Below are 23,015 nucleotides of genomic sequence, written 5' to 3' on the forward strand. Positions count from 1 at the left end.
CAAGTCAACGGAGTCCCGATGTCCATGCGCCGACGCGATCTGTTCCACGCTGCCACGGCCGCCGGTGCCGGACTCGCGATACCCCGTTGGGCGACTGCTCAGTCGGCTCCCGCCGCGATCACCCACGATGGCGCGCGGCCGCAGATGACGAGCGGCGTGCAGAGCGGCGATGCGCAGGCCGACCGCGCCATCGTCTGGACGCGTGCCGATCGGCCGGCGCGGCTGTGGCTCGAGTGGTCGACGGTCGCCAGCTTCGCCGACGCGCAGCGCGTGCGCGGGCCGTACCTGCTGGAGGACAGCGACTTCACGGGACGCATCGACCTCACCGGCCTGCCTGCCGGGCAGGAGATCTTCTACCGTGCCAGCCTGCAGGACCTGGGCAACGAGCGTGTCTTCTCCCAGCCGGTGCAAGGCCATCTGCGCCTGCCGCAGGCCGGCACGGGGCGCGCCACGCGCGACGTGCGCTTCGTCTGGAGCGGTGACACCGCCGGCCAGGGCTTCGGCATCAACGAACGATGGGGCGGCATGAAGATCTACGAGCAGATCCGCAAGCTTGCGCCGGACTTCTTCCTGCACAGCGGCGACACCATCTATGCCGATGGCCCGATCGCTTCCGAAGTCAAGCTGCCCGATGGCACCGTGTGGAACAACCTGGTAACGGAGGAGGTCAGCAAGGTGGCCGAAACGCTCCATGAGTTCCGGGGGCGCTATCGCTACAACATGATGGACGCGAACATGCGCGGCATGGCGGCCGAGGTGCCGCAGCTCTGGCAGTGGGACGACCATGAGGTGATGAACAACTGGTCGGACGCGAAGAGCGTGCTGAACGATGCCCGCTACACCGAGAAGAACATCCCGCTGATGGTCGCGCGCGCGGCCCGCGCCTTCCACGACTACGCGCCGATGCGCCGCCACGGCGACGAGGAGGCGTGGCGCGTCTATCGCCACCTGCCGCAGGGTCCGTTGCTGGATGTGTTCGTGCTGGACATGCGCAGCTATCGCGGCCCCAACTCGGCCAACCTGCAGACCACGGAGGATGCGGACAGCGCCTTTCTCGGGCGGCCCCAGGTCGCGTGGCTGGTCCAGGGCTTGAAGCAGTCGAAGGCCGTGTGGAAGGTGATCGCTGCCGACATGCCGGTCGGACTTGGCGTGCCGGACGGCAAGGATGCCCAGGGTCGAGACCTGTGGGAGGCCATCGCCAACAACGAGCCGAACCAGCCGCTGGGACGCGAGATCGAGATCGCGCGCCTACTGCGCGAGATCAAGCAGGCGGGTATCCGCAACGTGGTCTGGCTCACGGCGGATGTGCACTACACCGCCGCGCATTTCTACGATCCCGCCAGGGCGAAGTTCAGCGACTTCGCGCCGTTCTGGGAGTTCGTGTCGGGACCACTCAATGCGGGCAGCTTCGGTCTCAGCTGCCCGATCGGGCGAGTCCGCGTGCCTCGGCTTCCAGCACCAGTCGGTGGACGCGCTCGTCCGGGAGGTTTACCAGCAACTCCACGTGGCGGCGGATTTCATGCAGTACGTGCCGGAACGCGGTCGCGGCATCGGCGGGGTTGGCGTGGAGGGGGTTGGGGTGGGACCAATGCGCGGCGGGCGGCTCGCCGGGCATGTCGGGCATCGGTTCGCCGGCCGCGACGTCGCACAAGGTCACGACGAGGTCCATGTGCGGCGCGCCGCCCCGGAGAAATTCCCGCCAGCTCTTGCAGTACAGCCCCTTGATCGGCAGTCCCGCCTCGAGGAGCGTTCGCAGGGTCCGCGGGTCGGGCTCGTCGTCATCCACTTCGCCGCTTCCGGCCGAGAAGGCGCGAAAGCGAGTGCCGCCCAGGCGTTGCAGCAGCGACTCGGCCATCTGGCTGCGCACGGAGTTGTCGTTGCAGACAAAAAGAACGTTGACTCGACCGCGATCGTCCATGTTCCATCCGGTGTTGGCGACCCGGTCCGTCCAGGTGACGCTGCTGACGCGAAAGCATCATATTGCTTTCACGGTTGTCGACTAGGTTCGTTGGTCGACTTGGAGCAAACCGGTGGACGTAGACCTGTACCGCAGCATCACCGACCGGAATAAGTACCTGGCCGTGCCCGCCGGCCTGTCGACGGCCGCCTTCGAGTTTCCGGCGCATGACGACCTCGCCAACCTGGTGGTATACAAGCTGCGACATCGATTCAATCCCGATGCGGTGTACGGGGGTGTCAACGCTGCCGACATCGCCCGGCAGATCGAGGCGAATGGCTTCGCGGTGTTCCGGGAGTAGCTCCGAGCGTCATTTCATGCGCCGAGGCGAATCTGCTCGAGACAGATGAAATCGGCGCCGGGCGAGGGCTCGGCAAACAGGCTGATCGCATCGAATCGTCCTGCCGGCACCTTGTCGAAATGCCGCTGCGCGCCTTCCGCCAGGGCGCGCACGATCTCCGGTTCCGTGTGCCGCAGCGAGCCGGTCAGGGACATGTGAAAGCGAAAGCAATCGAGCACGAAGGGGTACCCCCAGCTGCACAGCAGTGCGTCTTCGCGGGACGTGAGGCCGGGCGCGCGCCGACGCTCCAGCTCGAAGGAGGAGAGGGGCCGTGCGAACGACTTCAGCCCCGTGACGCACGCGCCCGCAAGCGCATGGATGGCCGTGCTTGACTGGGCGGGCACGAGGGCCAGGAAGTCATCGATGAGATCGACCTTCAGCGCGGGGAGCTCGAACGCATCCCAGGCCGCACAGATGGCCTGAATCCCACCGTGGAGATTGGAAAGCTCGAGTTGGGGAAGCAGCGCGAACGGGGCCTTGAGCGTTGCATGCCAGCCGTAGCGCCGCGGCCCGGCGGTCAACTGCCGCAGCAGTTCCGGCGACACGCCTTCGACCACCGGTTGCGGCACCGCTCTTCCGTCGCAGGCGCTGCGGCCCAACCACCGGCTGCCTGCCTCCGACAGGGGGCCGCCGAATGCTGGCGCGTAGTAGGCCGCATAGCGATGGGCCGTCGTCACGGTACGGTGCGCGCGTTCATTCATCGGGGAACACCGTCGATGAGCGCAGATCTCGGCAAGGCACCGGGGCCAGGTCGGAACTCATGCAGTGAATGCTGTCCGCTGCGTCGATCGCCGCAATCCAGAGGGTCATGAGATAGGGGTTGCTCGCCGTCCAGGCTCGGCCCGGGCCGTCGAAAATGATTTATACGGATTTCAGGGTACCGGCTTCATGTTTCATGTTCTTGACAGCAGCCGCGGTGCGCGAGGCGTTCGCCGCGGGTTCGCCGCGCCGACGGTTCGGGCATCAGTTTCCTGTTCACCAACTGCCTGAGCAATGCTTGGGCCGAACGCTTCTTCAACGTGCAGCGCGGGACCGAGTTCCCGCGCGGCGGCCGCTTCGCTGCGCTCGAAGCAAGCCGAGGCGCGCCTACGCCAGGCCTTTGCGGGCGCAGGCCTGAACGTCGAAGCTCAGAGTTCGTTCCAGACGGTCGGGTCGTCCGCGCGCTGCTCGCCCCAGGTGCAGCGCCCGCAGCGCATGCTGCGGTAGATGGTTCGGCCGTCCTTGACGGCAGTCACGACGGGGGCCGCGTCGCAGTTCTCGCAGCGACCCAGGTAGTCCGGCTCGTAGCCGTCGATCTGTGTGATTTGGTCCATGCTGCATTGATATCACCGCAATCGGTCAATGTCGTGACAGGGCAGCGGCCGCCCGCTGAAGTCCTCGGCGCGTGGAATTTCACGACGTTGTCACACCGGGCCGTGAGCATCTGTCCACGCCGACCGCGGCGCACAGGAGAAACCCATGATCAAAAGAACCTTCCTGCTCGGCGTGCTGTCGGCCGCATCACTTGCACCCGCTGCCCACGCCAGCGTCGACCTGATCGCCATCGGCAGCATCAGCGGCGCATACGAGGATCTGTCGACCAGGACTTCCGCACTGCTCGAAAACGGGGTTCCGGGCAATCGTCTCGGTGGACTGGGCTCGGGCTTCGCCTACGCCGGCGGCACGACGTTCCTGGCGTTGCCGGACCGCGGTCCGAATGCGAAACCCTATAACCCGCTGGTCGACGACACGGTGTCGTACATCGCGCGATTCCAGACCTTCAGGATGGCGCTGTCGCCGAGCGATCCGGGCTCCGACTTGCCCTTCACCCTCACGCCGACGCTGCGCAAGACGACCCTGCTGTCGAGCCCGACACCGCTGGTCTACGGCACCGGCGCGGGCCTTGGATTTCGCATCGATGGCGTGACGCCGCTGGGCTCCGGCGCGCCGGCGCTGAACGCCGAGCGCCGCCGCTACTACTTCACTGGCCGTTCGGACAACTTCGACGCTTCGAAGCCGTCGACCTACACCAACAACGCTCGCCTAGATCCGGAGGGCATCCGTGTCTCCAACGACGGCGAGCGCGTCTTCGTCTCGGACGAATACGGTCCCTTCGTCCACGAGTTCCAGCGCTCCACCGGCAAGCGCGTGCGCAGCTTCGCCTTGCCCGCCAACCTCGCGATCAGCAAGCTCAGCGCACAGGGCGCCGTCGAGATCAGCGGCAACACCGTCGGGCGCGTCACCAACAAGGGGATGGAGGGCCTGGCCATCACCGCCGATGGCCGCAAGCTCGTGGGCATCATGCAAGCCAACCTCGAGCAGGACAAGAAGGGCAGCCTGCGCATCGTCACGATCGACACCTACACGGGTGCAACGCACCAATATGCCTACATCCTCACCGACGGTTCGGGCGTCAGCGAGATCCTGGCCATCAACAACCACGAGTTCCTGGTCGACGAGCGCGACGGCAGCGGCAGGGCCGACACGCCCCTGCCGACCGACACCGCGTCGGCCGCCAAGGTGAAGAAGCTCTACGTGATCGACCTCGACGGCGCCCGCGACGTGAGCGGTGTGGCAGGCGACCTGTCGGCCTATGCCGTGACCAAGAGCACGACGCCTTTCCTCGACGTCGTGGCCAAGCTGACGGCCGCCGGCACCGATCCCCGGCTGATCCCCTCGAAGATCGAAGGCATCGCGTTCGGACAGGACGTCACGGTGAAGGGCATCACCCGGCACACGCTCTTCGTCGCCAACGACAACGACTTCCTTGCCACGATCGCGGACCCGCTCAAGCTCCCGAGCGATGCCACGCGCGGGATGGTCGCCAATCCGAACCAGTTCTTCGTGTTCGCCTTCGACGACCGCGACCTGCCGCGCTACCAGCCGCAGCGCATGGACGACGAGCACGAGCGCGACCGGGACCGCGACCATGACGACGACGAAGATTGATCGCCGGACGGTGATCGCGCCGCGGGCATGAAGATGCGCCTCCTGCTACTGATCGCGGCACTCGCTTCGGCCATGGCCACATGCGCGCCCGTGCAGGCCGGCGAAAGCGAAGGTCCCATGGCGCAGCAGGAGGTCACGGCAAGCGAGGACACGCCAGCAAGGCGAACGCCATCGGCCACGGGGGGGCCGGAGCCGAAGCAGGAACCCGGCGCGCGCCCCGGCGGCGCCATCTTCAACCCCTTCTCGCAGGCGCCCGCGGCGGCCTCGCGCACGAACGCGGCGGCCGGCGCAGCGGTTCCCAAGGAGGCGAGCCTTGGCGAAACGGCTGCCGTCGCGCTTGGCGGGCTCGCGATATTCGCGTATCTCCTGCGCCTGTTGCTGCGCTAGAGGCATTGGCGGCAATCGTGCGCACGCCAAGCGCGCACTGAGGAAAAAGGGTGACGGCGCCTACGGCTTATTGCCGTCGGCCAAACAGGCGATTGGCATTCACGCCGAGCCGGCGAGATAGTCGGCGGTCCATTCGACTGCGGAGAGACTCGTCATGAAGATGTTTCATCCAACCCGGCCACGGTTTGCGGCCGGCGTCGTGGCACTCGCCTCGATGCTCGCTGCCATGCCGGCCTCGGCAGTCGACATCACCGGATCGGGCTCGACGTTCGTCTACCCTGTCATGCTGCGATGGGCCGCGAGCTACTACGCCAGGACCGGCGTCAAGGTGAACTATCTCGCCATCGGCTCCGGAGCGGGTATCCAGCAAGTCAAGGCCGGCCAATCCACGTTCGGCGCTTCCGACAAGCCCCTGCCGCCCGAGGACCTGAAGGCGGCAGACCTCATGCAGTTCCCGCTCGTGATCGGCGGCGTGGTCGTGGTCGTGAACATCGATGGCGTGGCGCCGGGCCAGTTGCGGCTGAGCGGTGAGGTGCTGTCCGCCGTCTTCCTCGGCAAGGTGTCGAACTGGAACGATCCCGCCATTGCCGCGCTCAACCCCGACCTGAAGCTGCCGGATCTCAAGATCACCGTCACGCACCGGTCGGACCCCTCGGGCACGACCTTCAATTTCGTCAACTACCTCGGCAAGGTGAGCGAGGAGTGGAAGACCAAAGTCGGCGAGGGCACGATGGTCGCCTGGCCCACCGGCACGGGCGGCGGCGGCAACGACGGCGTGACACGCTACGTCAACTACATCAAGGGTTCGATCGGCTACGTCGAACTGAGCTATGCCATCCAGCACAAGATGACGTACGCGTTGCTGCGCAACAAGAGCGGTGCCTTCGTCAGGCCTTCGCCGGAGAGCTTCGAGGCGGCAGCAGCCAGCGCCACCTGGACGAGCCCCGATTTCTATCAACTGCTGACCGATGCGCCAGGCGCGCAATCCTGGCCGATCACCGCGACGACGTTCGCACTCATGCCGCGCCAGGCACACGACGCTGCCCGCTCGGCCGAGGCATTGAAGTTCTTCAAGTCATCGCTCTCGGGCGGCCGGGCAGACGCGCAAAACCTGGGATATGTTCCGCTGCCTGAGAACCTGGTCAAGCAGATCGAGTCGAGCTGGGAAGGCGGCAAGTAGAGGCGCAACGTCGGGCGGCGAAGAGGGTCCGCCACCGGCGTCCGGCGACGAATTGGCATCGTCGCCGCGCTACTTCGGAAACAGGAAGGTCACGACGAAGCGGAAGCCCAGGTCCTTCGGCCCCGAATCCGGGCTCTCGGCCCAGTAGCGCAGGCCGCCGGTCAGGCTGATCGGCTGCTTGCCCACCTTGATGAGCTTGCCCACCGTGAGGTTGACGGGCACCGACCATTGCTTGTTCTTCCAGTCGTAGGTCGACTCGGTGTTGACGCCGAAGGTCCATGCGTCCTTCGTGGTGTACGACAGGAAAGGCTGGATGAAAGTGTTGCTGATGCTCAGGCGATTCGAGTCGCCGCCGCCCGCCCAGATGTGATTGGCCAGCATGCCGTAGGTCCACGGGCCTTCCTGCTTCAACAGCACGATGGTCGGGCCTGCGCCCCACTTGCGCGCACTCAAGGCAGAGTCGGTGCCGGTGGGCAGGTAGAACGCCGGGCCGACACCCCAGATGATGCCGCCCGGGCCCGGCGCCTTGGGCGAGAAGAAGAGGCTCTGCGTGATGTCGCCAAGGCCCGTCTGGCTGGTGCCCGGCTGGATGTTGGTCTGGCTGACGATCGGCACGATGGTGCGGCTGATCATGTTCCATTCGGCGTTGAGTTCGATGGGCACCACCGGCTGCACGTTCAGCACGTTCTTATGGCCCGATTCGTCGCTGCCGTACTTGTGGTCGTAGTTGTATTGGAACGGCACGCTGATGAGCGCCGCGACCGGATTCGACAGCTTCTTGGCCAGTTCTTCCGAGTCCTGAGCCTGGGCGGCCGGCGCGCCGAGGATGGCAGCCACGGTGAAGACGGCCGCAGGGGCGCTGGAATCGGATCGGAAATTCATTCGTTTGTCCTCCTTGAAATGGTGGTGCATGACAGTCCATGCGCCATGGCTTGTCAATGGCATTCTGGGGCAGTTTTCGAGGGTGGCGGACGCACCCGATGGCGGGGCGGATGTGACCGTGTTCGGGATGGCCTGATTCATCCCTCCACGGGTGTAGAAAAAAGTCGTAGTCGACGCATGCCCCCGCAGTAAAGTGCCACCCCGGCGTCCCGCGCCGAGGAGGCCGACATGATCTTTCGCAGCCCCTGGCCCGACATCGAGATCCCTGCCCAGTCCGTCACCGACTTCGTCTTCGCGAATGAGGCCTCGCATGCGCAGAAGATCGCCTTCATCGACGGCCCCACCGGCCGCACGCTGACCCATGGCCAGGTGCATGGCATGGCGCGGCGCGTGGCCAGCGCGCTGCTGAAAGAACGCGGCCTGCGCAAGGGCGATGTCTTCTGCATCTTCTGCCCGAACCTGCCCGAGTACGTCGTGGCCTTCCATGGCGTGGCGATGGCCGGCGGCGTGGTGACCACGGCCAGCCCGCTGTGCACCACCGAGACGCTGGCGGAACAACTCGGCGACAGCAGGGCGCGCTATCTCCTCACGGTTCCGCCTTTCATCGGCGTCGCGCTCGAGGCGGCGAAGGTGGCCGGCGTCGAGGAAGTGTTCGTGTTCGGCGAAGCCGAGGGCGCCACGCCGTTCGCGGCGCTGGTCGCGGAGGAGGCCGGGCTTTTGAGGATCGAGATCGATCCGGCTCGCGACCTGGTCGCGCTGCCTTACTCCAGCGGCACCACGGGCCGCGCCAAGGGGGTGATGCTGACGCACCGGAACATGGTGGCGATGATGGCGCAGCTCGAAACCCTGTGGGGCGATGCCACGGAGGACCAGTCGCTGGCGGTGCTGCCGTTCTTCCACTGCTACGGCCTGCTGGCCTTCGTCTGCATGACGGTCCGGCGGGGCCTCTCCTGCGTGACGATGCCGCGCTTCGACTTCGAGCAGTTCCTGCAGCTCATCGAGCGCCACCGCGTCACTTCGCTCATGCTCGTGCCGCCGATCGTGCTGGCGCTGGCCAAGCATCCGCTGGTGGCGAAGTACGACCTGTCGTCCGTCCAGTTCATCAACAGCGGCGCCGCGCCGCTGGGCGAGGCGCTGCAGAACGAGGCCGGCGCGCGCATGGGCGTCGAGGTGCGGCAAGGCTATGGCATGTCGGAAAGTACGCTGGCCGTGAGTGGCCGCAGGCGCGACGACGATCCGGCCAAGCCGGGTGCGGTCGGCCGCCTGCTGCCCAACAACGAGGCCCGCGTCATCGACGTGGCGACGGGCGCGGACCTCGGCCCGAACCAGCGCGGCGAACTGCTGGTGCGCGGGCCGACCGTCATGCGCGGCTACTTCGGCAACGTGCGGGCGACCGATGCCACGATCGATGCCGATGGCTGGCTGCATACCGGCGACGTCGTGGTCATCGACGACGATGGCGAGTTCTTCATCGTCGACCGCCTGAAGGAGCTGATCAAGGTCAACGCGCACCAGGTGGCGCCGGCACAACTGGAGTCGGTGCTGCTCACGCATCCGGCGGTGGCGGACGCGGCGGTGATCGGCATTCCGCATGAGGAGACGGGCGAGGCGCCGAAGGCTTTCGTCGTGAAGCGTGCAGAAGTCAGCGAAGCCGAGCTCGTGGCCCACGTCGCGGCGCATGTAGAACCTTATGCGAGGGTGCGCGCGGTGGCGTTCGTGGATGCGATCCCGAAGTCGCCGTCCGGCAAGATACTGCGGCGGGAGTTGCGGGAGCGGATCGTCGTGTGACTTCCTTGTCGGGCCGCACCGCGAGCGTGTCCGAAGGCGGCGGCCCGAAGGGTGGTGGCATGAAAGGTGGTTGCGTCAGCTCCAGCTGGATCGCCGCGGCGCCACGCAGCAATGCGTCGGCTGGATCCGTCGAGCGGGCCCAGATACACCAAGGAGGCGCTTCTTCTGCGAAGCGCGAACCATGACCTGCGCGAATTGAGCGCCGGTCAGCACAGGGAGCCCCCTCTTGCGAATCTGTCTCGTGGCCGATCTTGCAACGCTCAGGGGAGCAGGCGAAGCGCACCTAAGCACTATGCCTGCAAGCTCCGTTGCCGTTGCGCCATAGACCGTCCGCCAAATTGCCGCCTCCGTTCGCGGATGGAATAGTGGGGTCTCCACACCGAGGTCACCGGATGGATGAGACGCTGCGTGAGCTTGTGAAGACACGGCGCGAAGCATTGAATGGCGCGGACGATGGTCGTCGCGCCTGGGGTTTGGCGCTGTCGGGTGGTGGCATCCGCAGCGCTACTTTTTGCCTGGGGCTGATCAAGTCCCTGGCGGCCCACCGCCAGTTGCTGAAGTTCGACATCGTGTCGACGGTCTCCGGCGGCGGCTACATCGGCGCCACGCTGGGCCGCCTCTGCACCGACGCGAAATCCGCGGACGAGGTGCGCGAGATCGAGCGCGCCTTCGCCGACGTGGACCGCGCGCGCTTCGGCTGGTGGCTGCGCGCCAACGGCCGCTACCTCATACCGGGCGGTATGCGCGATACGCTGTTTGCCGCGGCGCTCTACCTGCGCAACCTGCTGGGCACCCACATCGAGCTGGCGATTGCCGCCTGCCTGGTCGGCATGGCGCTGGCCGCGAGCAACCTGCTGATGTGGGATGCGGTGTTTCGCGCGGTCGACCTCAACAACACGCAGCCGACCACGGCGCAGGCCACGATCGGGCTGCTGGTGAAGGCGGCCACGCAATTGCCCACGCTGTGGTTTGCCGCCGCGGGACCGTTCATCGCGTCGATCGTGCTGTCGTGCGCGTACTGGTCGGTGCGCGACAAACCCTCGCTCAAGTTCCTGCTGGTCCAGGTGGGCATGTGGTGCGTCTTGAGCATAGGCGCCTGCATCCTCGGCCCGATGCTCGTGATCTATGCCGGCGGGCCGGATTGGCTGTCGGCCGCCTTCGTTGGCTTTGCGTTGTGCTGGGTCATCGCCTTGACCTGGGTCGTGTACCGCAGCCGCCACCGCACGGCTGCGCAGCAGCGCAACGAGCTGACCGATGCGCTGGCCGCGGTGCTCAACACCACCTTGCTGATCGGCGTGCTGGGCCTGCTCGACCGCTCGGCCTGGTGGCTGGCCGCGGAGAACCAGCAGATGCGGGCCTCCTATGGCGCGACGCTGCTGGTGGTGGCCGCGATCCTGCGCGCGGTGCTGCCGGTGATCCTGTCGCAGAAACAGCAGACGCCGGGACTGGAGAAGAGCATGCTGGCCGCGCTGGCGAGCGTGCTCGGCCTGGTGCTGGCCTTTTGCCTGGCCGCATGGTGGATCGGCGTGGTGTATGCGGCGACTTTGCTGCAGGTGTTCCAGCCGGAGGGGCTGGAGTTCTGGCGCGGCTGGGCCTGGCTGGCGGCGATGTTCGTGGTCCTGGGTGCGTATGCAACGCTCACGGGCTCGAACTTCGCGTTCCTCAACATCTCGTCGCTGCACATGTTCTACAAGGCGCGCATCGTGCGCGGCTACCTCGGCGCGGCCAATGCCCGGCGGCTGGGCGCGAGCCCGACCGACCAGGTCTCCGGGCTCATGCCGCCCCAGGTGCCGGTGGGCGAGGTGGATGGGCAGGACGACATCTCGCAACTCAAGTACGCGCCGCACCAATACGGCGGGCCGGTGCACCTGGCCAACGTCTGCATCAACCAGACGCACGACCCGAAGCAGAAGCTCTTCAACCGCGACCGCAAGAGCCTGCCGATGACCATCGGGCCGCTCGGCTGGATGCAGGCGGGTGGCTCCGAATGGGCCAAGGCACACGGCGATGGCGCGATGACGCTGGGCGCGTGGACGGCCATCTCCGGCGCCGCGTTCGCGCCCGGCTTCGGCCGCCTGACCAAGCGCGGCATTGCGGCGCTCACCGTGTTCGCGGGGCTGCGGCTGGGCTACTGGTGGAACAGCGCCGAAGCCGGCATCCTGCAACGTGGCGCGGCAGTGCGCGGCACCAAGTTGCTGACCAAGACGCGCTTCCTGTTGCTCGAATGCTTCGGCGCCTTCCCGGGCAGCAGCTCGGCCAACTGGTACCTGAGCGACGGCGGCCATTTCGAGAACACCGGCGCGTATGCACTGCTGCGGCAGGAGGCCGCCTTGATCGTGATTGCCGATTGCGGCGCCGACCCAGACTACCGCTTCTGCGACCTCGAGATCCTCATCCGCCGCGCCCGCATCGACCTCAACGCCGAGATCACTTTCATGAAGCCGCGGCCCGGCGCCAGCCTGCCGCAGCTCGAAGCCTTCGGCTCGCTCAACGACCTGGCGTCGCCGTCCAGCCAGGCTTGCCTCGCGCTCGCGCAAGTGCGCTACACGAGCGGCGCGACGGGGCAGATCATCCTGGTCAAGCCGAACGTCTCGGCCGCGCTCCCGGTGGACCTGGTCAACTTCAAGGCGGCCAACCCGGCGTTTCCGCAGCAGCCGACCACCGACCAGTTCTTCGACGAGGCGCAGTGGGAAAGCTACTTCCGCCTGGGCGCCCAGATCGGCACGCGGCTGGACGGCGAGTTGCTCGACATGGTGGCTGACGGCGCGCCCGGCCTGTTCATGCCCGACGACGGCCAGGCGGCGCAGGCTGCGGGCACGCGGGCTGCCGCGGATGGTGCGCCACCTGCCGGCACCGCCGGCACGATGGCGACGACGGCGAGCCGGCTGCAGGCTCGCGTGCTCCGCGCCGGGGCGGTCACGGCCACCGTGGGCCTGGGCACGGCCGCGACCATCGGCGTGGCCGCGTGGCAGGGCATCGACAGCTGGCGCGCCCAGCTCGCCGACGCGGAGAAATCGGAGAACGCGGCCTTCAAGGACCTGTCGCAACTGTGGGCGCGGCTGAAGAACGGCGCGGGCACCAGCGGCGATGCGCCCGCCTTGCTGGCGGCGGAACTGCTGCGCACCGGCGACCTGCTGTGCCGCGACGGCGGCGACAACTTCATGGCGAAGTTCCGCCTGTCGGTGCGGATCGTCGACGATGCCAAGGCGGCTTGCACGCGCGAGCCGGTGGAGCAGCGCACGCCGGCCTGCGCGCGGCTGCTCGACCCGGCCAACGGCATCGACTGCCTGCAGCCCGCGCAGGCACCCCCATGCGCGCCGCGCTACTGGGCGCGCGACTACACCGGGTTGACGCCGCCGTCGCAGAACTGCAGCGGCACCTTGCCCACGCCGTGGCCGATGGTGGTGTGGCTGAACGAGATGCTGACCGGTGCTGCGCCGTCGGTGGCCGTGGCGACCGGACCGGCTCCCAAGGCCGGCACGCCGTCCTACCCCGCGCCCCCGGCCGGAACCGAAGCGCCGCAGGTCGGTCCCCCCGGACCGGCCGTGCCGCCAGTGCCGCCACCCGTGCCTCCCGCGATCAGCAGCGCCGCCTGTGCGGGCACGGTCGTCTATGTGCAGATCTACGGCCCGGCCATGCGCGAGCAGGTCCGCGAATGGCGTTGGCGTTGGCGCGAACTCGGCGCCTCGGTGCCGCCGACGGAGGACCTGATCAGCACCTCGCAGCGGCAAGGACGCTCGCCGCCGCGAGGCCATCCTGTCCCCACCATGGTCATCCAGGCCGACAGCGCACGCGCGTGCACCGACCTGCTGCAACTCACCGCCCCATTGCCGAACGGCCAGGCCTGGACGGTGATCAAGCTGCCGCCCTCGCTGAAGAGCACGCCGGGCGCCATCGAGGTGTGGCTGCCGCGGAGCAAGGATGCGACTTACTGAAAGTCGCCGGGGCGGCCCGCGCCCGGCCTGTCTCGCTATGGGTGAAGTCGAATTGACAAAGCCGACGGGCGAGAGCGCGCATTTGCCACATGGCTTGATATATGGCGGCGAATGCCATATGCTGTGACACATGGCAATACCACAAGCCTCCACCCACCGGCCGACCGCGCGTGTTGGCTGGAACAACCGCGTTCAAACCGTTTCGATTCCGGTGGACTTCCGGTTTCCAGACTCCGTGCGCGAGGTCTTTATTCGCCGCGAGGGCGAGAGCGTGATCCTGACGCCGCGCCCTGCGGACTGGAGCGGCTTCTTTGAATCGCCCGTAGTGGCATCGCCGGACTTCATGGCCGATGCGGAGCGTCTGCCGGTCCAGGAGCGGTCGTTTTGACCGCACCCGTCTACATGCTGGACACGGATACCTGCATCTTCCTGATGCGCCGCGAGTCACCCATGCTGGAAATTCGCGTGCAGGCGGTTCCTTTGCAACAGCAGCTCATGTCCGTCGTGACGTTCGCGGAACTGAGCTACGGCGTGCGGGCCTCGGCCGCAGCGAGGCGCAAGCAGAACCAGGCCGCGCTGGACAACCTGGAACTGCACCTGGCGGTCGCGCCGTGGCCGCAGGAGGCCGCGCAGCATTACGCGGAGATTCGGCTGGACCTGAAGAAGCGTGGTGCGCAGCTTGGCGCGGCCGATTTGATGATCGCCGCGCACGCGCGTGCGATGGACGCCATCGTGGTCACCAACAACACGAAGGATTTCGGCCGGGTCAAGGGGCTGCAGGTCGAGAACTGGATGAAGTAGCAGCGAGCTTGCCTGCTTGCGCCTCCCTCACTCCGATCCCGTTGCCATCGCGGAGGTGAACAGCCGCTCCCCGCGCGAGCGCAGCAGCGTCACCAGACGTTGCGCCGCTGGCGACAGATAGCCTTCCTTGCGGTAGGTCACGCCGAGTTTGCGGCGCAGGGTCGTCTCCTTCAGAGGCACCTCGCGCAAGGCGTTGCGGCGGTCGCCCGTACCCAGCGTGTGGCGCGACAGGAAGCTCAGCAGATCGGTGCGCGCGATCAGGCGCGGCAGCAGGGGAATCGAGTTGGCGTTGATCTGCACGGTCGGCTTGGCCAGGCCGTGCGACTGGAACACCGCATCGAGCCATTGCCGGCTTGGAGTCGCCTGGTCCGGCAGCACCCAGTTCCATTGCAGCAGCGCGTTCATCGTGACCTTGGGCAGGTCGAACACCGGATGGCTGGGGCTGGTCGCGACCACGACCACGTCCTCGACGATCGAATGGGTGACGAAGGCATCGTCATGCTCCGACATGAGGCCGATCAGCAGGTCGATCGTGCCTTCGCGCAGGCGCTCGCGCAGCGCCATGCTCGGCGCGATCGTGATGTCGATGGTGGTGCCCGGCGCCTCGGCCAGCAGCAGGCTGCAGATCTCGGGTAGCACGTGGTCGGCGGCGATCGGTCCGCTGCCGATGCGCACGTGGCCGGCGTTGCCGCGCGCGAAGTCGCCGACCTCGCGCAGGGCCTCTTCCGTGGCGCTGCGCAACAGCCTGGCCCGCATCAGCAAGACCTCGCCCACGGGCGTGAGCTGGATGCCGCGCCCCTTGCGCTCGAACAGCGCGCTGCCGAAGGCTTCCTCCAGGCGCTGCACGCACTTGGTCAGCGCCGGCTGCGTGCGGCCGAGCTTGTCGGCCGCTTGGCCCAGATGACCCAGCTCGGCCACCGTCTCGAAGTACTTCAGGTCACGGAGGTTGATGTCCATTGATAAATCACAGGAATCGAAAGATGAACATTATCGAATGGACGGAATGAATGGGTTTTTCCAGAATCCAGTCCAACAACAACGGAGACAGTCCAATGACAGCGACAGTTCTGGTCACCGCGCCCAAGCTGGCCAAGGCAGGCGTGGACCTGCTGGCCCATGCCGGGGCGCGGGTGATCTACCTGAAGGATGCCGAGAGCGTCGAGGAGCTCGAGCATCTGATGGCCACCGAGCCGATCGATGCGGTGATCTCGCGCACGGTCACTTTGTCTGCGAATGCCATTGCAGCCTGCCCGACGTTGAAGGTGATTTCCAAGCACGGTGTCGGCGTGAGCAACATCGACGTGGGGGCGGCCACCGAACGCGGCATTCCGGTGTACGTGACGCCCGGCGCCAACGCGCAGTCGGTGGCGGAGATGACGCTCGGCCTGATGTTCGCCGCGGCACGGCGCATCGGCTGGATGGACCGCGAACTGCACGATGGCCGCTGGTCCCGTGCGCAGGATGGCGTCGAGTTGCAAGGCCGGACGCTGGGCCTGGTCGGCTTCGGGCAGATCGGCCAGCGCGTGGCCAAGGTTTGCATGGCGCTGGGCATGAAGGTCGTGGCCTTCGACCCTGCGCTCAAGGCCGGTGCCAGCCCGGTGGACGGCGTTCGCACGCTGCCTTCGCTCGATGCGCTGCTGCCGCTGTCCGACGTGCTCAGCTTGCACGTTCCGCTCAACAAGCACACGCGCAACATGCTGGGCGCGGCGCAATTCGCGGCGATGCCGCGTGGCGCCATCCTCGTGAACACGGCGCGCGGTGAAGTCGTCGACGAGCCCGCGCTGATCGACGCGCTGCAAAGCGGCCAGCTTCACGCCGCCGGGCTCGACACCATGGCGCAGGAGCCCTTGCCCGCGGGCAGCCCGCTCGCCGCACTGCCCAACGTCGTACTCACGCCGCATGTCGGCGGCTCGACGCCGGCCGCCCTGGCCGGCATGGCAAGCGGCGCCGCGCGCAATGTGCTGGGCTGGCTGCAGGGCCGTCCCGCCGATCCATCCGCCTGCGTCAATCCGCAGCTGCTTCGCAACGAGACAACCCCCGCTTCAGGAGTGTCCGCATGACCACCAACCCCTCAATCCCTGCGCCGGTGCAGTGGCCCGCGGGCTACCGCATCAACCCCCGCGTCGAGGGGCCCGCAGCGGACATCGTCTCGGCATTCCGCGAGATCCCCGTGGCCGCGATCGGCGACGCGATGAGCCGCAACATCGGCACGGTCGGCCTGCGCCAATACCATGGCCGCCTCGACACGGTTCTGTGCGGCCCGGCCGTCACGGTGCGCGTGCGCCCCGGCGACAACCTCATGATCCACAAGGCGCTGATGATGGTGCAGCCCGGCGACGTGCTGGTCATCGACGGCGGCGGCGATGTGTCGCAAGCCCTGGTCGGCGGCCTGATCCGCACGACCTGCGTGGCGAAGAAACTGGGCGGCCTGGTCATCGACGGCGCGGTGCGTGACCTGTGCGAGTGGGCGGAGGAGGGCATGCCGGTCTTCGCCCGCGGCCACACGCACCGTGGCCCGAGCAAGGACGGCCCGGGCGAGATCAACGTGCCGATCGCCTGCGCCGGCCTGGCCGTGTTGCCGGGCGACCTGATCGTCGGCGATGCCGATGGCGTGATCGCGATTCCCGCGGCCGAAGCCGCCGACGTCCTCACGCGTGCCCGCGCCCACCTGGTCAAGGAGGAAAAGATCCGCGCCGACAACGCGGCCGGCAAGTCCGACCCCGAGCGCTTCGACGCGACCTTGCGGGCCAAGGGCCTGCCGATCTGAACCGTCACTCCTTCAAGTACCAACGAGGCATTTCCATGAACAGACGCAATTTCCTCCTGTCGACCTCCCTGGCGCTCGCAGCCGCCGCCATCGCGCCCGCCGCGGCATGGGCCGAAGGGGCCTACCCGAGCAAGCCGATCAAGCTCATCGTGCCGTTCCCGCCCGGTGGCGGCACTGACACCACCTCGCGCCTCGTGGCCGAGAAGTTCACCACGCTGCATAAGTGGATCGTGGTGGTCGACAACAGGCCCGGCGCGGCCGGCAACATCGGCCTGGACGCCGTCGCCAAGTCTGCGCCGGATGGCTACACGCTCGGCATGGGCCAGGCCTCGAACCTGGCCATCAACCCGGCGTTGTATTCGAAGATGCCGTTCGATCCGCTCAAGGACTTCACGCCGATCGTCGAGATCGCGGTGCAGCCCGTGGTGCTGGTGGTGCGCGACGACTCGCCGTACAAGACCTTGGCCGACCTGGTCAAGGCCGCGAAAGACAAGCCCGGGACCATGAGCATCGGGCAAGCCGGCAACGGCACCGTAGGTCACCTCGCGGGCGAACTGCTGGCGCGCCGCGCCGGCATCCAGGTCCTGCAGGTGCCGTACAAGGGCGCCGGGCCGGCCATGACCGACCTGCTTGGTGGACAAATTCCTGCGTACTTCGGCAACAGCGTGTCGGTGATGACGCAGGTCCAGGCGGGCAAGGTGCGCGCCCTCGCCGTGACCTCGGCCCAGCGGCTGCCGGCACTGCCCAAGGTGCCGACCGTTGCGGAACAGGGTTTCGCCGGCTTCGAGGCCGTGACCTGGCTCGGCCTCGTCGGCCCGGCGAAGATGCCTGCGGACGCTGTCACCCTGCTCAACAAGGAGGTGGTGTCCATCATGGGCCGCAAGGATGTGCAGGAGCGCCTGTCCGGCGAAGGCAGCATTCCCGTCACCGGCACGCCGGAGCAGTTCGCGGCGCTGATCAAGGCCGAGCACGCCAAGTGGGGCGGCCTGATCCGCGAGGCCAGCATCAAGCTGGATTGAGGCCATGGAAAAGATCGATTGCGCCGTCATCGGCGCGGGTGTGGTCGGGCTCGCCATCGCGCGCGCCCTGGCGATGGCGGGCCGCGAGGTCGTGATCCTGGAGAGCGAGAACGCGATCGGCACGCAGACCAACGCGCGCAACTCCGAGGTCATTCACGCCGGCATCTCCTACGCGCCCGGCGCGCTCAAGGGCCGGCTGTGCGTCGCGGGCAAGGCGGCGCTCTACGCCTATTGCGCGGAGCGCGGCGTCGGGCACCGGCGCATCGGCAAGCTGATCGTCGCGGCGCAGGAATCGGAACTGGCGGACCTGCACAAGTACATCGAACTCGGCGCGGCGCATGGTGTGACCGACCTGCGCTTGCTCAATGCCGACGAGGCCCGTGCGATGGAGTCCGAGGTGCTTTGTGTCGGCGCCTTGCATTCGCGGTCCACCGGCATCGTCGACAGCCATGCCTTGATGCTCAGCTACCTCGGCGATGCGGAGAACCATGGCGCCACGCTGGCGCTGCAAAGCCAGGTGGTCGGCGGCGCGGCGGACGACGATGGCGTGGTGCTGAAGGTGGGCGGCCCGGAAGCGATGCAGGTCCACTGCCGCACCGTCGTCAATGCCGCGGGACTGGGTGCGCAACGCGTGGCCAGTGCGATCGAGGGCATGCCGGCCGGCCTGGTGCCGCCGCTGTACTACGCCATCGGCCACTACTTCAGTCTGGCGCGCAAGTCGCCGTTCAATCACCTCGTGTACCCGACCGGCCGCGACGGCGCATTGCGCGCGCACGTCACGCTGGACCTGGGCGGGCAATGCAAGTTCGGCCCGGACCTGAGCTGGCGCGACGGCGTGGACTACCACTTCGATGCCTCGCGCGAATCGGCGTTCTACGATTCGATCCGGCGCTACTACCCGGCGTTGCAGGACGGTGACCTGCAACCCGGCTACACCGGCATCCGCCCCCGCCTGGCCGGCCCGGGCTCGTCGCTGCACAACACGGCGACGGACTTCGTCATCCTGGATTCGACGCAGCACGGCATCCAGGGGCTGGTGAACCTGTTCGGGATGGAGTCGCCGGGCTTGACCTCGTCGCTGGCGATCGGGGACCACGTGGTGGAGCGGACGCTGGCGATGGCGTGACGCCCTATGTGATGCGTCGGAACCAGATCATGGACAGCAGGGCGGCCACGATCGCGATCACCGCCGATGCCAGCGCCAGCACCCCGGCCAGCTCGGTCTCCCGCGTCACCACCTGCACGCGCGTGCCGAGGTTTCCATAGACGCTGCTCAGCATCTCCGCCGTTGCGGCATGGAAGTACTCGCCGCCCGTCATGCGCGCCACTTCGCGCAGCGTGACTTCGTCCAGCTTGAGGTAGATGGCCATGCCCTCGGGCGTGCCGACCTCGCCCTCCGCCGTGCCCAGGCCGACGGCGTAGATGCGCACCCCGCGCTCGGCCGCCATCCTGGCCGCCTCCAGCGTGTCGACCCCCGTGGTCCGGCGGCCGTCGCTCAGGAGGATGATCGCGGCCGAGTTGTACGAGCCGGGCGCCACCGGCGTGAACTCGCGGGGCGCCTTCTTCGCTTGCGCGTCCAGGCTGCGACCCTGCGGCTTGCCGCCGCCGGAGCTCAGGTCTGCGAGGTCGATGCCCTGCTCCGGAAACAGCTCCGCCAGGCTCAGCACGATGGCGTTGCCCACGGCCGTGCCCATCTGCATCTGGAAGGCGTCGATACCAGCGGCCAGCACCTCGCGGTCCAGGGTGGCGCGCTGCGCGACCTGGCTGCTGGCGGCGAAGGTGACGAGCCCGACCTCGATGTCCTTGGGCAGCTCGCGCAGGAACAGCTTGGCTGCCTCCTGCGCGGCCTCCAGGCGGCTCGGCTTGACGTCGCTGACGCGCATGCTGAGCGACACGTCCATGGCCAGCATGATGGTGGACCGCGCCCATGGCAACGGCACCCGCGAGACCGGGCGCGCCGCGGCCAGCAGCATCCCTGCGAAGGCCAGCAGGAGCAGCGCGGGCGGCAGGTGCCGCCGCCAGTTGCGGCCAGCCGCCGCCGCGCGAACGATGCCCAGGCTGCTGTAGCGCAAGGCCGCCTTGCTCCGCCGGCGCAGCAGCCAGGCGTAGGCCAGCGGCAGCAGCACCAGCGCTGGCAAGAGCCAGAGGTATTGAGGCCAGAGGAAGGACATGGCGGCGCGTGGCGGACCTTTTCATGCAACTCGGCAGTCGCAGTCCGGCACCGGCAAATGGTGAGCGCGAGGGTTCACCGCACTGCGGCAATATCGTGCCTGCGAAGGGTGGTTTTCGCAACCAGCGGCGCGCAAAGAGGATGACGCGGGAGCCGCCCGCCTATACGATTCGAGCCCGTCGGCTGCGGCCAACTTCTGGCCCTGAGGAGTACCAATGGCCTTGTTTCGCAACCATCTCCACGATGAATTCGGGAGCTGGCCTCTCGCCTACATTCCTTACGGCGGCGCCGACTACGGCGAGATCGCGGCCGTGGGTGCGGCGGTCGGGGATGGCGACGACAGCGCCTTCCATGCCGCCTGGACGCAGGCGGCAGAGCGTCTCTCGGCCAACGCGCAAGAGGCGCTCGGACGCGGCCACCGGGACAGCGCACGCGGCCTCTTTCTCAAGGCGAGCTGCTTCCATGCGGCCGCCTTCCACCCCCTTTTCGGTGAGCCCGTGGACCCGCGCCTGTTGGCTTCATTCCGGAGTCAGACCGCTGCGTTCGAGAGCGCCCTGGCCCTGGACGAGACCCCCGCGACCAGCCTGCGCATTCCGTTCGAGGGCACGACCCTACCGGGCTACCTGCTGCCGGCCGAAAGGCGCGGGCACGAGCGGCGTCCGTTGCTGATCCTTCTCAGCGGATACGACGCCACCATCACCGACCTGTATTTCGGCTCCGTCGTGGCCGCGAGCCGTCGCGGCTATCACTGCCTCGCGTTCGACGGCCCTGGCCAGGGCGGCGCGTTGTACGAGCAGGGACTGCGCCAGCGGCCGGACTGGGAGACGGTCGTTCGCGCCGTCGTCGACCACGCGCTCACCTTCGACATCGTCGATCCGCAGCGGATCGTGCTCAGTGGCTTGAGCCTTGGCGGCTACCTGGCGCCACGCGGCGCCTCCGGCGAGCCGCGCCTGGCTGCGTGCATCGCGGATCCGGGCTTGTCGAGCGTGGCTTCCGGCTTCAGCGCCGCGGCCGTGCAACTGGGCGTCCCGGTCGAGCTGGCCGCGCGACTGAGCGATCTGCCCGCGCAGTGGATCGAGCGGCTGGAGACCTTCATCGCCAACGATCCGAAGCTGCATTGGGGCGTCATGAAGCGAGGCTACTGGGTCCACGGTGTGAACAACCTTCGCGACTATTTCGCCGAGGCCGAGAAGTTCACGCTCGACGGACGCATCGATTCGATCCGCTGTCCAACGCTCATCACGGCAGCGGAGAACGATCGGCTGTCGCACTCGGCCGCGGCCTTGTTCGAAGCATTGAAATGCCCGAAGCAACTGCTGCGCTTCACTGCGGCGGAAGGCGCCGGCACCCACTGCGAGATGCAGAACCGCTCGCTGCTCAACCAGCGGGTGCTGGACTGGCTGGATGAGCAGTTGCAAGAGGATTTGCCCAAGAAGGCGTGAAGGCCCGGCCCTCAGCCCGCAAACCCCCCGCCATCCAGGAACCGCTGCTCTTCCGCCGTGGCGGTGCGCCCAAGCACTGCATTGCGATGCGGGAAGCGTCCGAAGCGCTCGATGATCTCGCGATGGTGCACCGCGTAGCGCGCCTGTTCCTCGTTCAGCGTGGTGCAGAGCGCGACGCAACGGTGCTGGTCGTCGAGTGATTCCGAGTGCATGAGCGGCAGGTAGAAGAACGCGCGCATCTCCGCGTCGTCGACCTGCTGGTCGAAGCCGGCGTCGACCGCCCCGCGGGCAATCGCCTGGGCCTTGCCATCGGTCGCGTACATGTGGCCGCTGCCGCGCCAGGCGTTGCGCGGCAACTGGTCCAGCAGGATCAGCAAGGCCAGCGCGCCTTCGGCATCGTCGGCCCAGTGGTCGAGCGCGCCCGTGGCGGCGGCATGGTGGGCGGCTTCGAAGCGTGACTTGAACTCGGCATCGAAGGCCGCGTCCTTCGCGAACCAGCGGCGGGGGCCGGCCTCGCGCCAGAAGGCCACGACATCGCGGGCGGAGGGGAGGGCGTTCATGCGGCGGATGATGCCACCGGGCCTGCCTTGATGCGTGGGGTGCGGGCGTACACTGATCCTCCACTGTGTCCGCTGAAAGCCGACAAACCATGAATGCTTCCGCAACGCCGCGCATCGCCATCGTCACCGGCGGCGCCAAGGGAATCGGTTGGGCCACCGTGCAGGCGCTGGTGGAGACAGGGGCGACGCCGGTCGTGTTCGACCGCGACGAGAAGGCGCTGGCGGTCGCGCACGAAGCGCTGGCCGCGCGGGGCATCGAGCACCTGGCGGAGAACGTCGACATCACGCACGAGTCGGCCGTGGAACCGGCCTTCGACAAGGTCATGGCGCGCTTCGGGCGCATCGACGTCCTCGTGAACAACGCAGGCATCGCGCTGCGCCACCCGACCGTCGAGATGCCCGTCTCGCACTGGCAGGCGGTGCTGGACGTGAACCTCACGGCGGTGTTCCTGTGCAGCCGCGCGGCGGCGCGGCGGATGCTGCCGGCGGGCGGGGGCGCCATCGTCAATGTCTCGTCGATCATGGGCTTGTCCGGCGGCGGGCTCTATCCGAACGTGTCCTACCAGGCGACCAAGGGCGCGATCGTCAACATGACGCGCGCGCTGGCGGTCGAATGGGCCGCGCAAGGCATTCGCGTCAACGCCGTGGCGCCGACATGGGTGCGCACGGAACTCACGGTCGGGCTGTTCAGCAATGCCGAGTTGCTCAACCGCGTGCTCGACATGACGCCGATGCGATGCCTGGCCGAACCGGCCGACGTGGCGGAGGCGATCGTCTTCCTGGCTTCGGCCAGGGCACGCATGATCACTGGGCATACCCTGCCTGTGGACGGTGGATTTCTGGCGCAATAGCTGGCAAT

General features: G+C 67.5%; 21 protein-coding genes and 1 pseudogene. 15 read left to right on the top strand and 7 right to left on the bottom strand.

The window, feature by feature from the left end; translation table 11 throughout:
* The first annotated feature begins 18 nt into the window (after positions 1-18).
* Entirely contained in the window at positions 19-1,725 is a 1,707-nt protein-coding gene (locus HCU76_RS10290) for an alkaline phosphatase (protein ID WP_371319788.1), read from the top strand.
* Here the strand turns inward: HCU76_RS10290 and HCU76_RS37180 are convergent.
* A pseudogene (locus HCU76_RS37180) lies at positions 1,667-1,918 on the bottom strand (arsenate reductase ArsC); the annotation flags it as partial. The gene HCU76_RS10290 and the pseudogene HCU76_RS37180 sit on opposite strands and share 59 nt — an antisense overlap.
* A gap of 112 nt (positions 1,919-2,030) precedes the next feature.
* On the opposite strand from HCU76_RS37180, the gene HCU76_RS10300 reads away from it, so the two are divergent.
* On the top strand, positions 2,031-2,258 hold the full coding sequence (locus HCU76_RS10300; RefSeq protein WP_213953494.1) for a hypothetical protein: 228 nt from the start codon (positions 2,031-2,033) through the stop codon (positions 2,256-2,258).
* 14 nt (positions 2,259-2,272) lie between these two features.
* Here HCU76_RS10300 and HCU76_RS10305 read toward each other — a convergent pair whose 3' ends face one another.
* Positions 2,273-2,998: a DUF1045 domain-containing protein gene (locus HCU76_RS10305; RefSeq protein WP_218509162.1), complete on the bottom strand. Its 726-nt coding sequence runs from the start codon at positions 2,996-2,998 to the stop codon at positions 2,273-2,275.
* 426 nt (positions 2,999-3,424) lie between these two features.
* Positions 3,425-3,610, bottom strand: coding sequence for a hypothetical protein (locus tag HCU76_RS10310; protein ID WP_213953496.1), 186 nt, complete (start codon positions 3,608-3,610; stop codon positions 3,425-3,427).
* A 145-nt stretch (positions 3,611-3,755) separates the two neighbouring features.
* On the opposite strand from HCU76_RS10310, the gene HCU76_RS10315 reads away from it, so the two are divergent.
* From HCU76_RS10315 to pstS, 3 genes are all read left to right on the top strand, one after another.
* Positions 3,756-5,225 carry an esterase-like activity of phytase family protein gene (locus tag HCU76_RS10315; protein WP_218509163.1) on the top strand — a complete coding sequence of 490 codons (1,470 nt, stop codon included), beginning with the start codon at positions 3,756-3,758 and terminating at the stop codon, positions 5,223-5,225.
* A 27-nt stretch (positions 5,226-5,252) separates the two neighbouring features.
* The gene (locus tag HCU76_RS10320) at positions 5,253-5,612 is read left to right on the top strand and encodes a hypothetical protein (RefSeq protein ID WP_218509164.1); all 360 of its coding nucleotides are present in this window, start codon (positions 5,253-5,255) and stop codon (positions 5,610-5,612) included.
* Between the two features lie 160 nt (positions 5,613-5,772).
* Positions 5,773-6,792 (top strand): phosphate ABC transporter substrate-binding protein PstS, encoded by a 1,020-nt coding sequence (pstS, locus tag HCU76_RS10325; protein WP_218509389.1) that lies wholly within the window; start codon positions 5,773-5,775, stop codon positions 6,790-6,792.
* Positions 6,793-6,861: 69 nt separating this feature from the next.
* On the opposite strand, the gene HCU76_RS10330 is transcribed toward pstS, so the two are convergent.
* A complete protein-coding gene (locus HCU76_RS10330; RefSeq protein WP_256354115.1) occupies positions 6,862-7,674 on the bottom strand; it encodes a transporter in 813 nt (270 codons plus the stop codon).
* 228 nt (positions 7,675-7,902) lie between these two features.
* Here HCU76_RS10330 and HCU76_RS10335 point away from each other — a divergent pair, with 228 nt between their 5' ends.
* The 4 genes from HCU76_RS10335 to HCU76_RS10350 all read left to right on the top strand — a co-directional run bounded on the left by HCU76_RS10335 (position 7,903) and on the right by HCU76_RS10350 (position 14,198).
* Complete coding sequence (locus HCU76_RS10335; RefSeq protein WP_218509165.1) at positions 7,903-9,462, top strand: AMP-binding protein; 1,560 nt, start codon at positions 7,903-7,905, stop codon at positions 9,460-9,462.
* Positions 9,463-9,854: 392 nt separating this feature from the next.
* Positions 9,855-13,397, top strand: coding sequence for a patatin-like phospholipase family protein (locus tag HCU76_RS10340; RefSeq protein ID WP_218509166.1), 3,543 nt, complete (start codon positions 9,855-9,857; stop codon positions 13,395-13,397).
* 130 nt (positions 13,398-13,527) lie between these two features.
* Positions 13,528-13,785: a type II toxin-antitoxin system VapB family antitoxin gene (vapB, locus tag HCU76_RS10345; protein WP_213953501.1), complete on the top strand. Its 258-nt coding sequence runs from the start codon at positions 13,528-13,530 to the stop codon at positions 13,783-13,785.
* Positions 13,782-14,198, top strand: a complete 417-nt coding sequence (locus tag HCU76_RS10350) for a PIN domain-containing protein (protein WP_218509167.1) — start codon at positions 13,782-13,784, stop codon at positions 14,196-14,198. Before vapB ends, HCU76_RS10350 begins: the two co-directional genes overlap by 4 nt.
* A 27-nt stretch (positions 14,199-14,225) precedes the next feature.
* On the opposite strand, the gene HCU76_RS10355 is transcribed toward HCU76_RS10350, so the two are convergent.
* Complete coding sequence (locus tag HCU76_RS10355) at positions 14,226-15,155, bottom strand: LysR family transcriptional regulator (RefSeq protein WP_218509168.1); 930 nt, start codon at positions 15,153-15,155, stop codon at positions 14,226-14,228.
* 95 nt (positions 15,156-15,250) lie between these two features.
* Between HCU76_RS10355 and HCU76_RS10360 the strand changes: the two genes are divergently transcribed.
* Genes HCU76_RS10360 through HCU76_RS10375 form a run of 4 tightly spaced genes read left to right on the top strand, consistent with a single transcriptional unit; the run spans position 15,251 to position 19,110 of the window.
* Positions 15,251-16,258 (top strand): hydroxyacid dehydrogenase, encoded by a 1,008-nt coding sequence (locus HCU76_RS10360; RefSeq protein WP_218509169.1) that lies wholly within the window; start codon positions 15,251-15,253, stop codon positions 16,256-16,258.
* On the top strand, positions 16,255-16,965 hold the full coding sequence (locus HCU76_RS10365; protein ID WP_218509170.1) for an RraA family protein: 711 nt from the start codon (positions 16,255-16,257) through the stop codon (positions 16,963-16,965). Before HCU76_RS10360 ends, HCU76_RS10365 begins: the two co-directional genes overlap by 4 nt.
* Before the next feature lie 35 nt (positions 16,966-17,000).
* Positions 17,001-17,984 (top strand): tripartite tricarboxylate transporter substrate binding protein, encoded by a 984-nt coding sequence (locus HCU76_RS10370; RefSeq protein ID WP_213953506.1) that lies wholly within the window; start codon positions 17,001-17,003, stop codon positions 17,982-17,984.
* Between the two features lie 4 nt (positions 17,985-17,988).
* Complete coding sequence (locus HCU76_RS10375; protein WP_218509171.1) at positions 17,989-19,110, top strand: NAD(P)/FAD-dependent oxidoreductase; 1,122 nt, start codon at positions 17,989-17,991, stop codon at positions 19,108-19,110.
* Between the two features lie 4 nt (positions 19,111-19,114).
* Here the strand turns inward: HCU76_RS10375 and HCU76_RS10380 are convergent, their stop codons facing one another.
* A complete protein-coding gene (locus tag HCU76_RS10380) occupies positions 19,115-20,155 on the bottom strand; it encodes a VWA domain-containing protein (protein WP_213953508.1) in 1,041 nt (346 codons plus the stop codon).
* Between the two features lie 214 nt (positions 20,156-20,369).
* On the opposite strand from HCU76_RS10380, the gene HCU76_RS10385 reads away from it, so the two are divergent.
* Positions 20,370-21,596, top strand: a complete 1,227-nt coding sequence (locus HCU76_RS10385) for a S9 family peptidase (RefSeq protein WP_213953509.1) — start codon at positions 20,370-20,372, stop codon at positions 21,594-21,596.
* Positions 21,597-21,607: 11 nt separating this feature from the next.
* Here HCU76_RS10385 and HCU76_RS10390 read toward each other — a convergent pair whose 3' ends face one another.
* Positions 21,608-22,156: a DUF924 family protein gene (locus HCU76_RS10390; RefSeq protein WP_218509172.1), complete on the bottom strand. Its 549-nt coding sequence runs from the start codon at positions 22,154-22,156 to the stop codon at positions 21,608-21,610.
* A gap of 89 nt (positions 22,157-22,245) precedes the next feature.
* On the opposite strand from HCU76_RS10390, the gene HCU76_RS10395 reads away from it, so the two are divergent.
* Positions 22,246-23,007: an SDR family NAD(P)-dependent oxidoreductase gene (locus HCU76_RS10395; RefSeq protein WP_213953511.1), complete on the top strand. Its 762-nt coding sequence runs from the start codon at positions 22,246-22,248 to the stop codon at positions 23,005-23,007.
* The last annotated feature ends 8 nt before the right edge of the window (positions 23,008-23,015 follow it).

Source organism: Variovorax sp. dw_308, assembly GCF_019207085.1.
Lineage (GTDB): Bacteria > Pseudomonadota > Gammaproteobacteria > Burkholderiales > Burkholderiaceae_C > Variovorax.

Coding starts and splice junctions, on each gene's coding strand:
- HCU76_RS10290 (WP_371319788.1), top strand. CDS start 19: ATGTCCATGCGCCGACGCGATCTGTTCCACGCTGCCACGGCCGCCGGT.
- HCU76_RS10305 (WP_218509162.1), bottom strand. CDS start 2,998: ATGAATGAACGCGCGCACCGTACCGTGACGACGGCCCATCGCTATGCG.
- HCU76_RS10310 (WP_213953496.1), bottom strand. CDS start 3,610: ATGGACCAAATCACACAGATCGACGGCTACGAGCCGGACTACCTGGGT.
- HCU76_RS10315 (WP_218509163.1), top strand. CDS start 3,756: ATGATCAAAAGAACCTTCCTGCTCGGCGTGCTGTCGGCCGCATCACTT.
- HCU76_RS10320 (WP_218509164.1), top strand. CDS start 5,253: ATGAAGATGCGCCTCCTGCTACTGATCGCGGCACTCGCTTCGGCCATG.
- pstS (WP_218509389.1), top strand. CDS start 5,773: ATGTTTCATCCAACCCGGCCACGGTTTGCGGCCGGCGTCGTGGCACTC.
- HCU76_RS10330 (WP_256354115.1), bottom strand. CDS start 7,674: ATGAATTTCCGATCCGATTCCAGCGCCCCTGCGGCCGTCTTCACCGTG.
- HCU76_RS10335 (WP_218509165.1), top strand. CDS start 7,903: ATGATCTTTCGCAGCCCCTGGCCCGACATCGAGATCCCTGCCCAGTCC.
- HCU76_RS10340 (WP_218509166.1), top strand. CDS start 9,855: ATGGATGAGACGCTGCGTGAGCTTGTGAAGACACGGCGCGAAGCATTG.
- vapB (WP_213953501.1), top strand. CDS start 13,528: ATGGCAATACCACAAGCCTCCACCCACCGGCCGACCGCGCGTGTTGGC.
- HCU76_RS10355 (WP_218509168.1), bottom strand. CDS start 15,155: ATGGACATCAACCTCCGTGACCTGAAGTACTTCGAGACGGTGGCCGAG.
- HCU76_RS10360 (WP_218509169.1), top strand. CDS start 15,251: ATGACAGCGACAGTTCTGGTCACCGCGCCCAAGCTGGCCAAGGCAGGC.
- HCU76_RS10365 (WP_218509170.1), top strand. CDS start 16,255: ATGACCACCAACCCCTCAATCCCTGCGCCGGTGCAGTGGCCCGCGGGC.
- HCU76_RS10370 (WP_213953506.1), top strand. CDS start 17,001: ATGAACAGACGCAATTTCCTCCTGTCGACCTCCCTGGCGCTCGCAGCC.
- HCU76_RS10375 (WP_218509171.1), top strand. CDS start 17,989: ATGGAAAAGATCGATTGCGCCGTCATCGGCGCGGGTGTGGTCGGGCTC.
- HCU76_RS10380 (WP_213953508.1), bottom strand. CDS start 20,155: ATGTCCTTCCTCTGGCCTCAATACCTCTGGCTCTTGCCAGCGCTGGTG.
- HCU76_RS10385 (WP_213953509.1), top strand. CDS start 20,370: ATGGCCTTGTTTCGCAACCATCTCCACGATGAATTCGGGAGCTGGCCT.
- HCU76_RS10390 (WP_218509172.1), bottom strand. CDS start 22,156: ATGAACGCCCTCCCCTCCGCCCGCGATGTCGTGGCCTTCTGGCGCGAG.
- HCU76_RS10395 (WP_213953511.1), top strand. CDS start 22,246: ATGAATGCTTCCGCAACGCCGCGCATCGCCATCGTCACCGGCGGCGCC.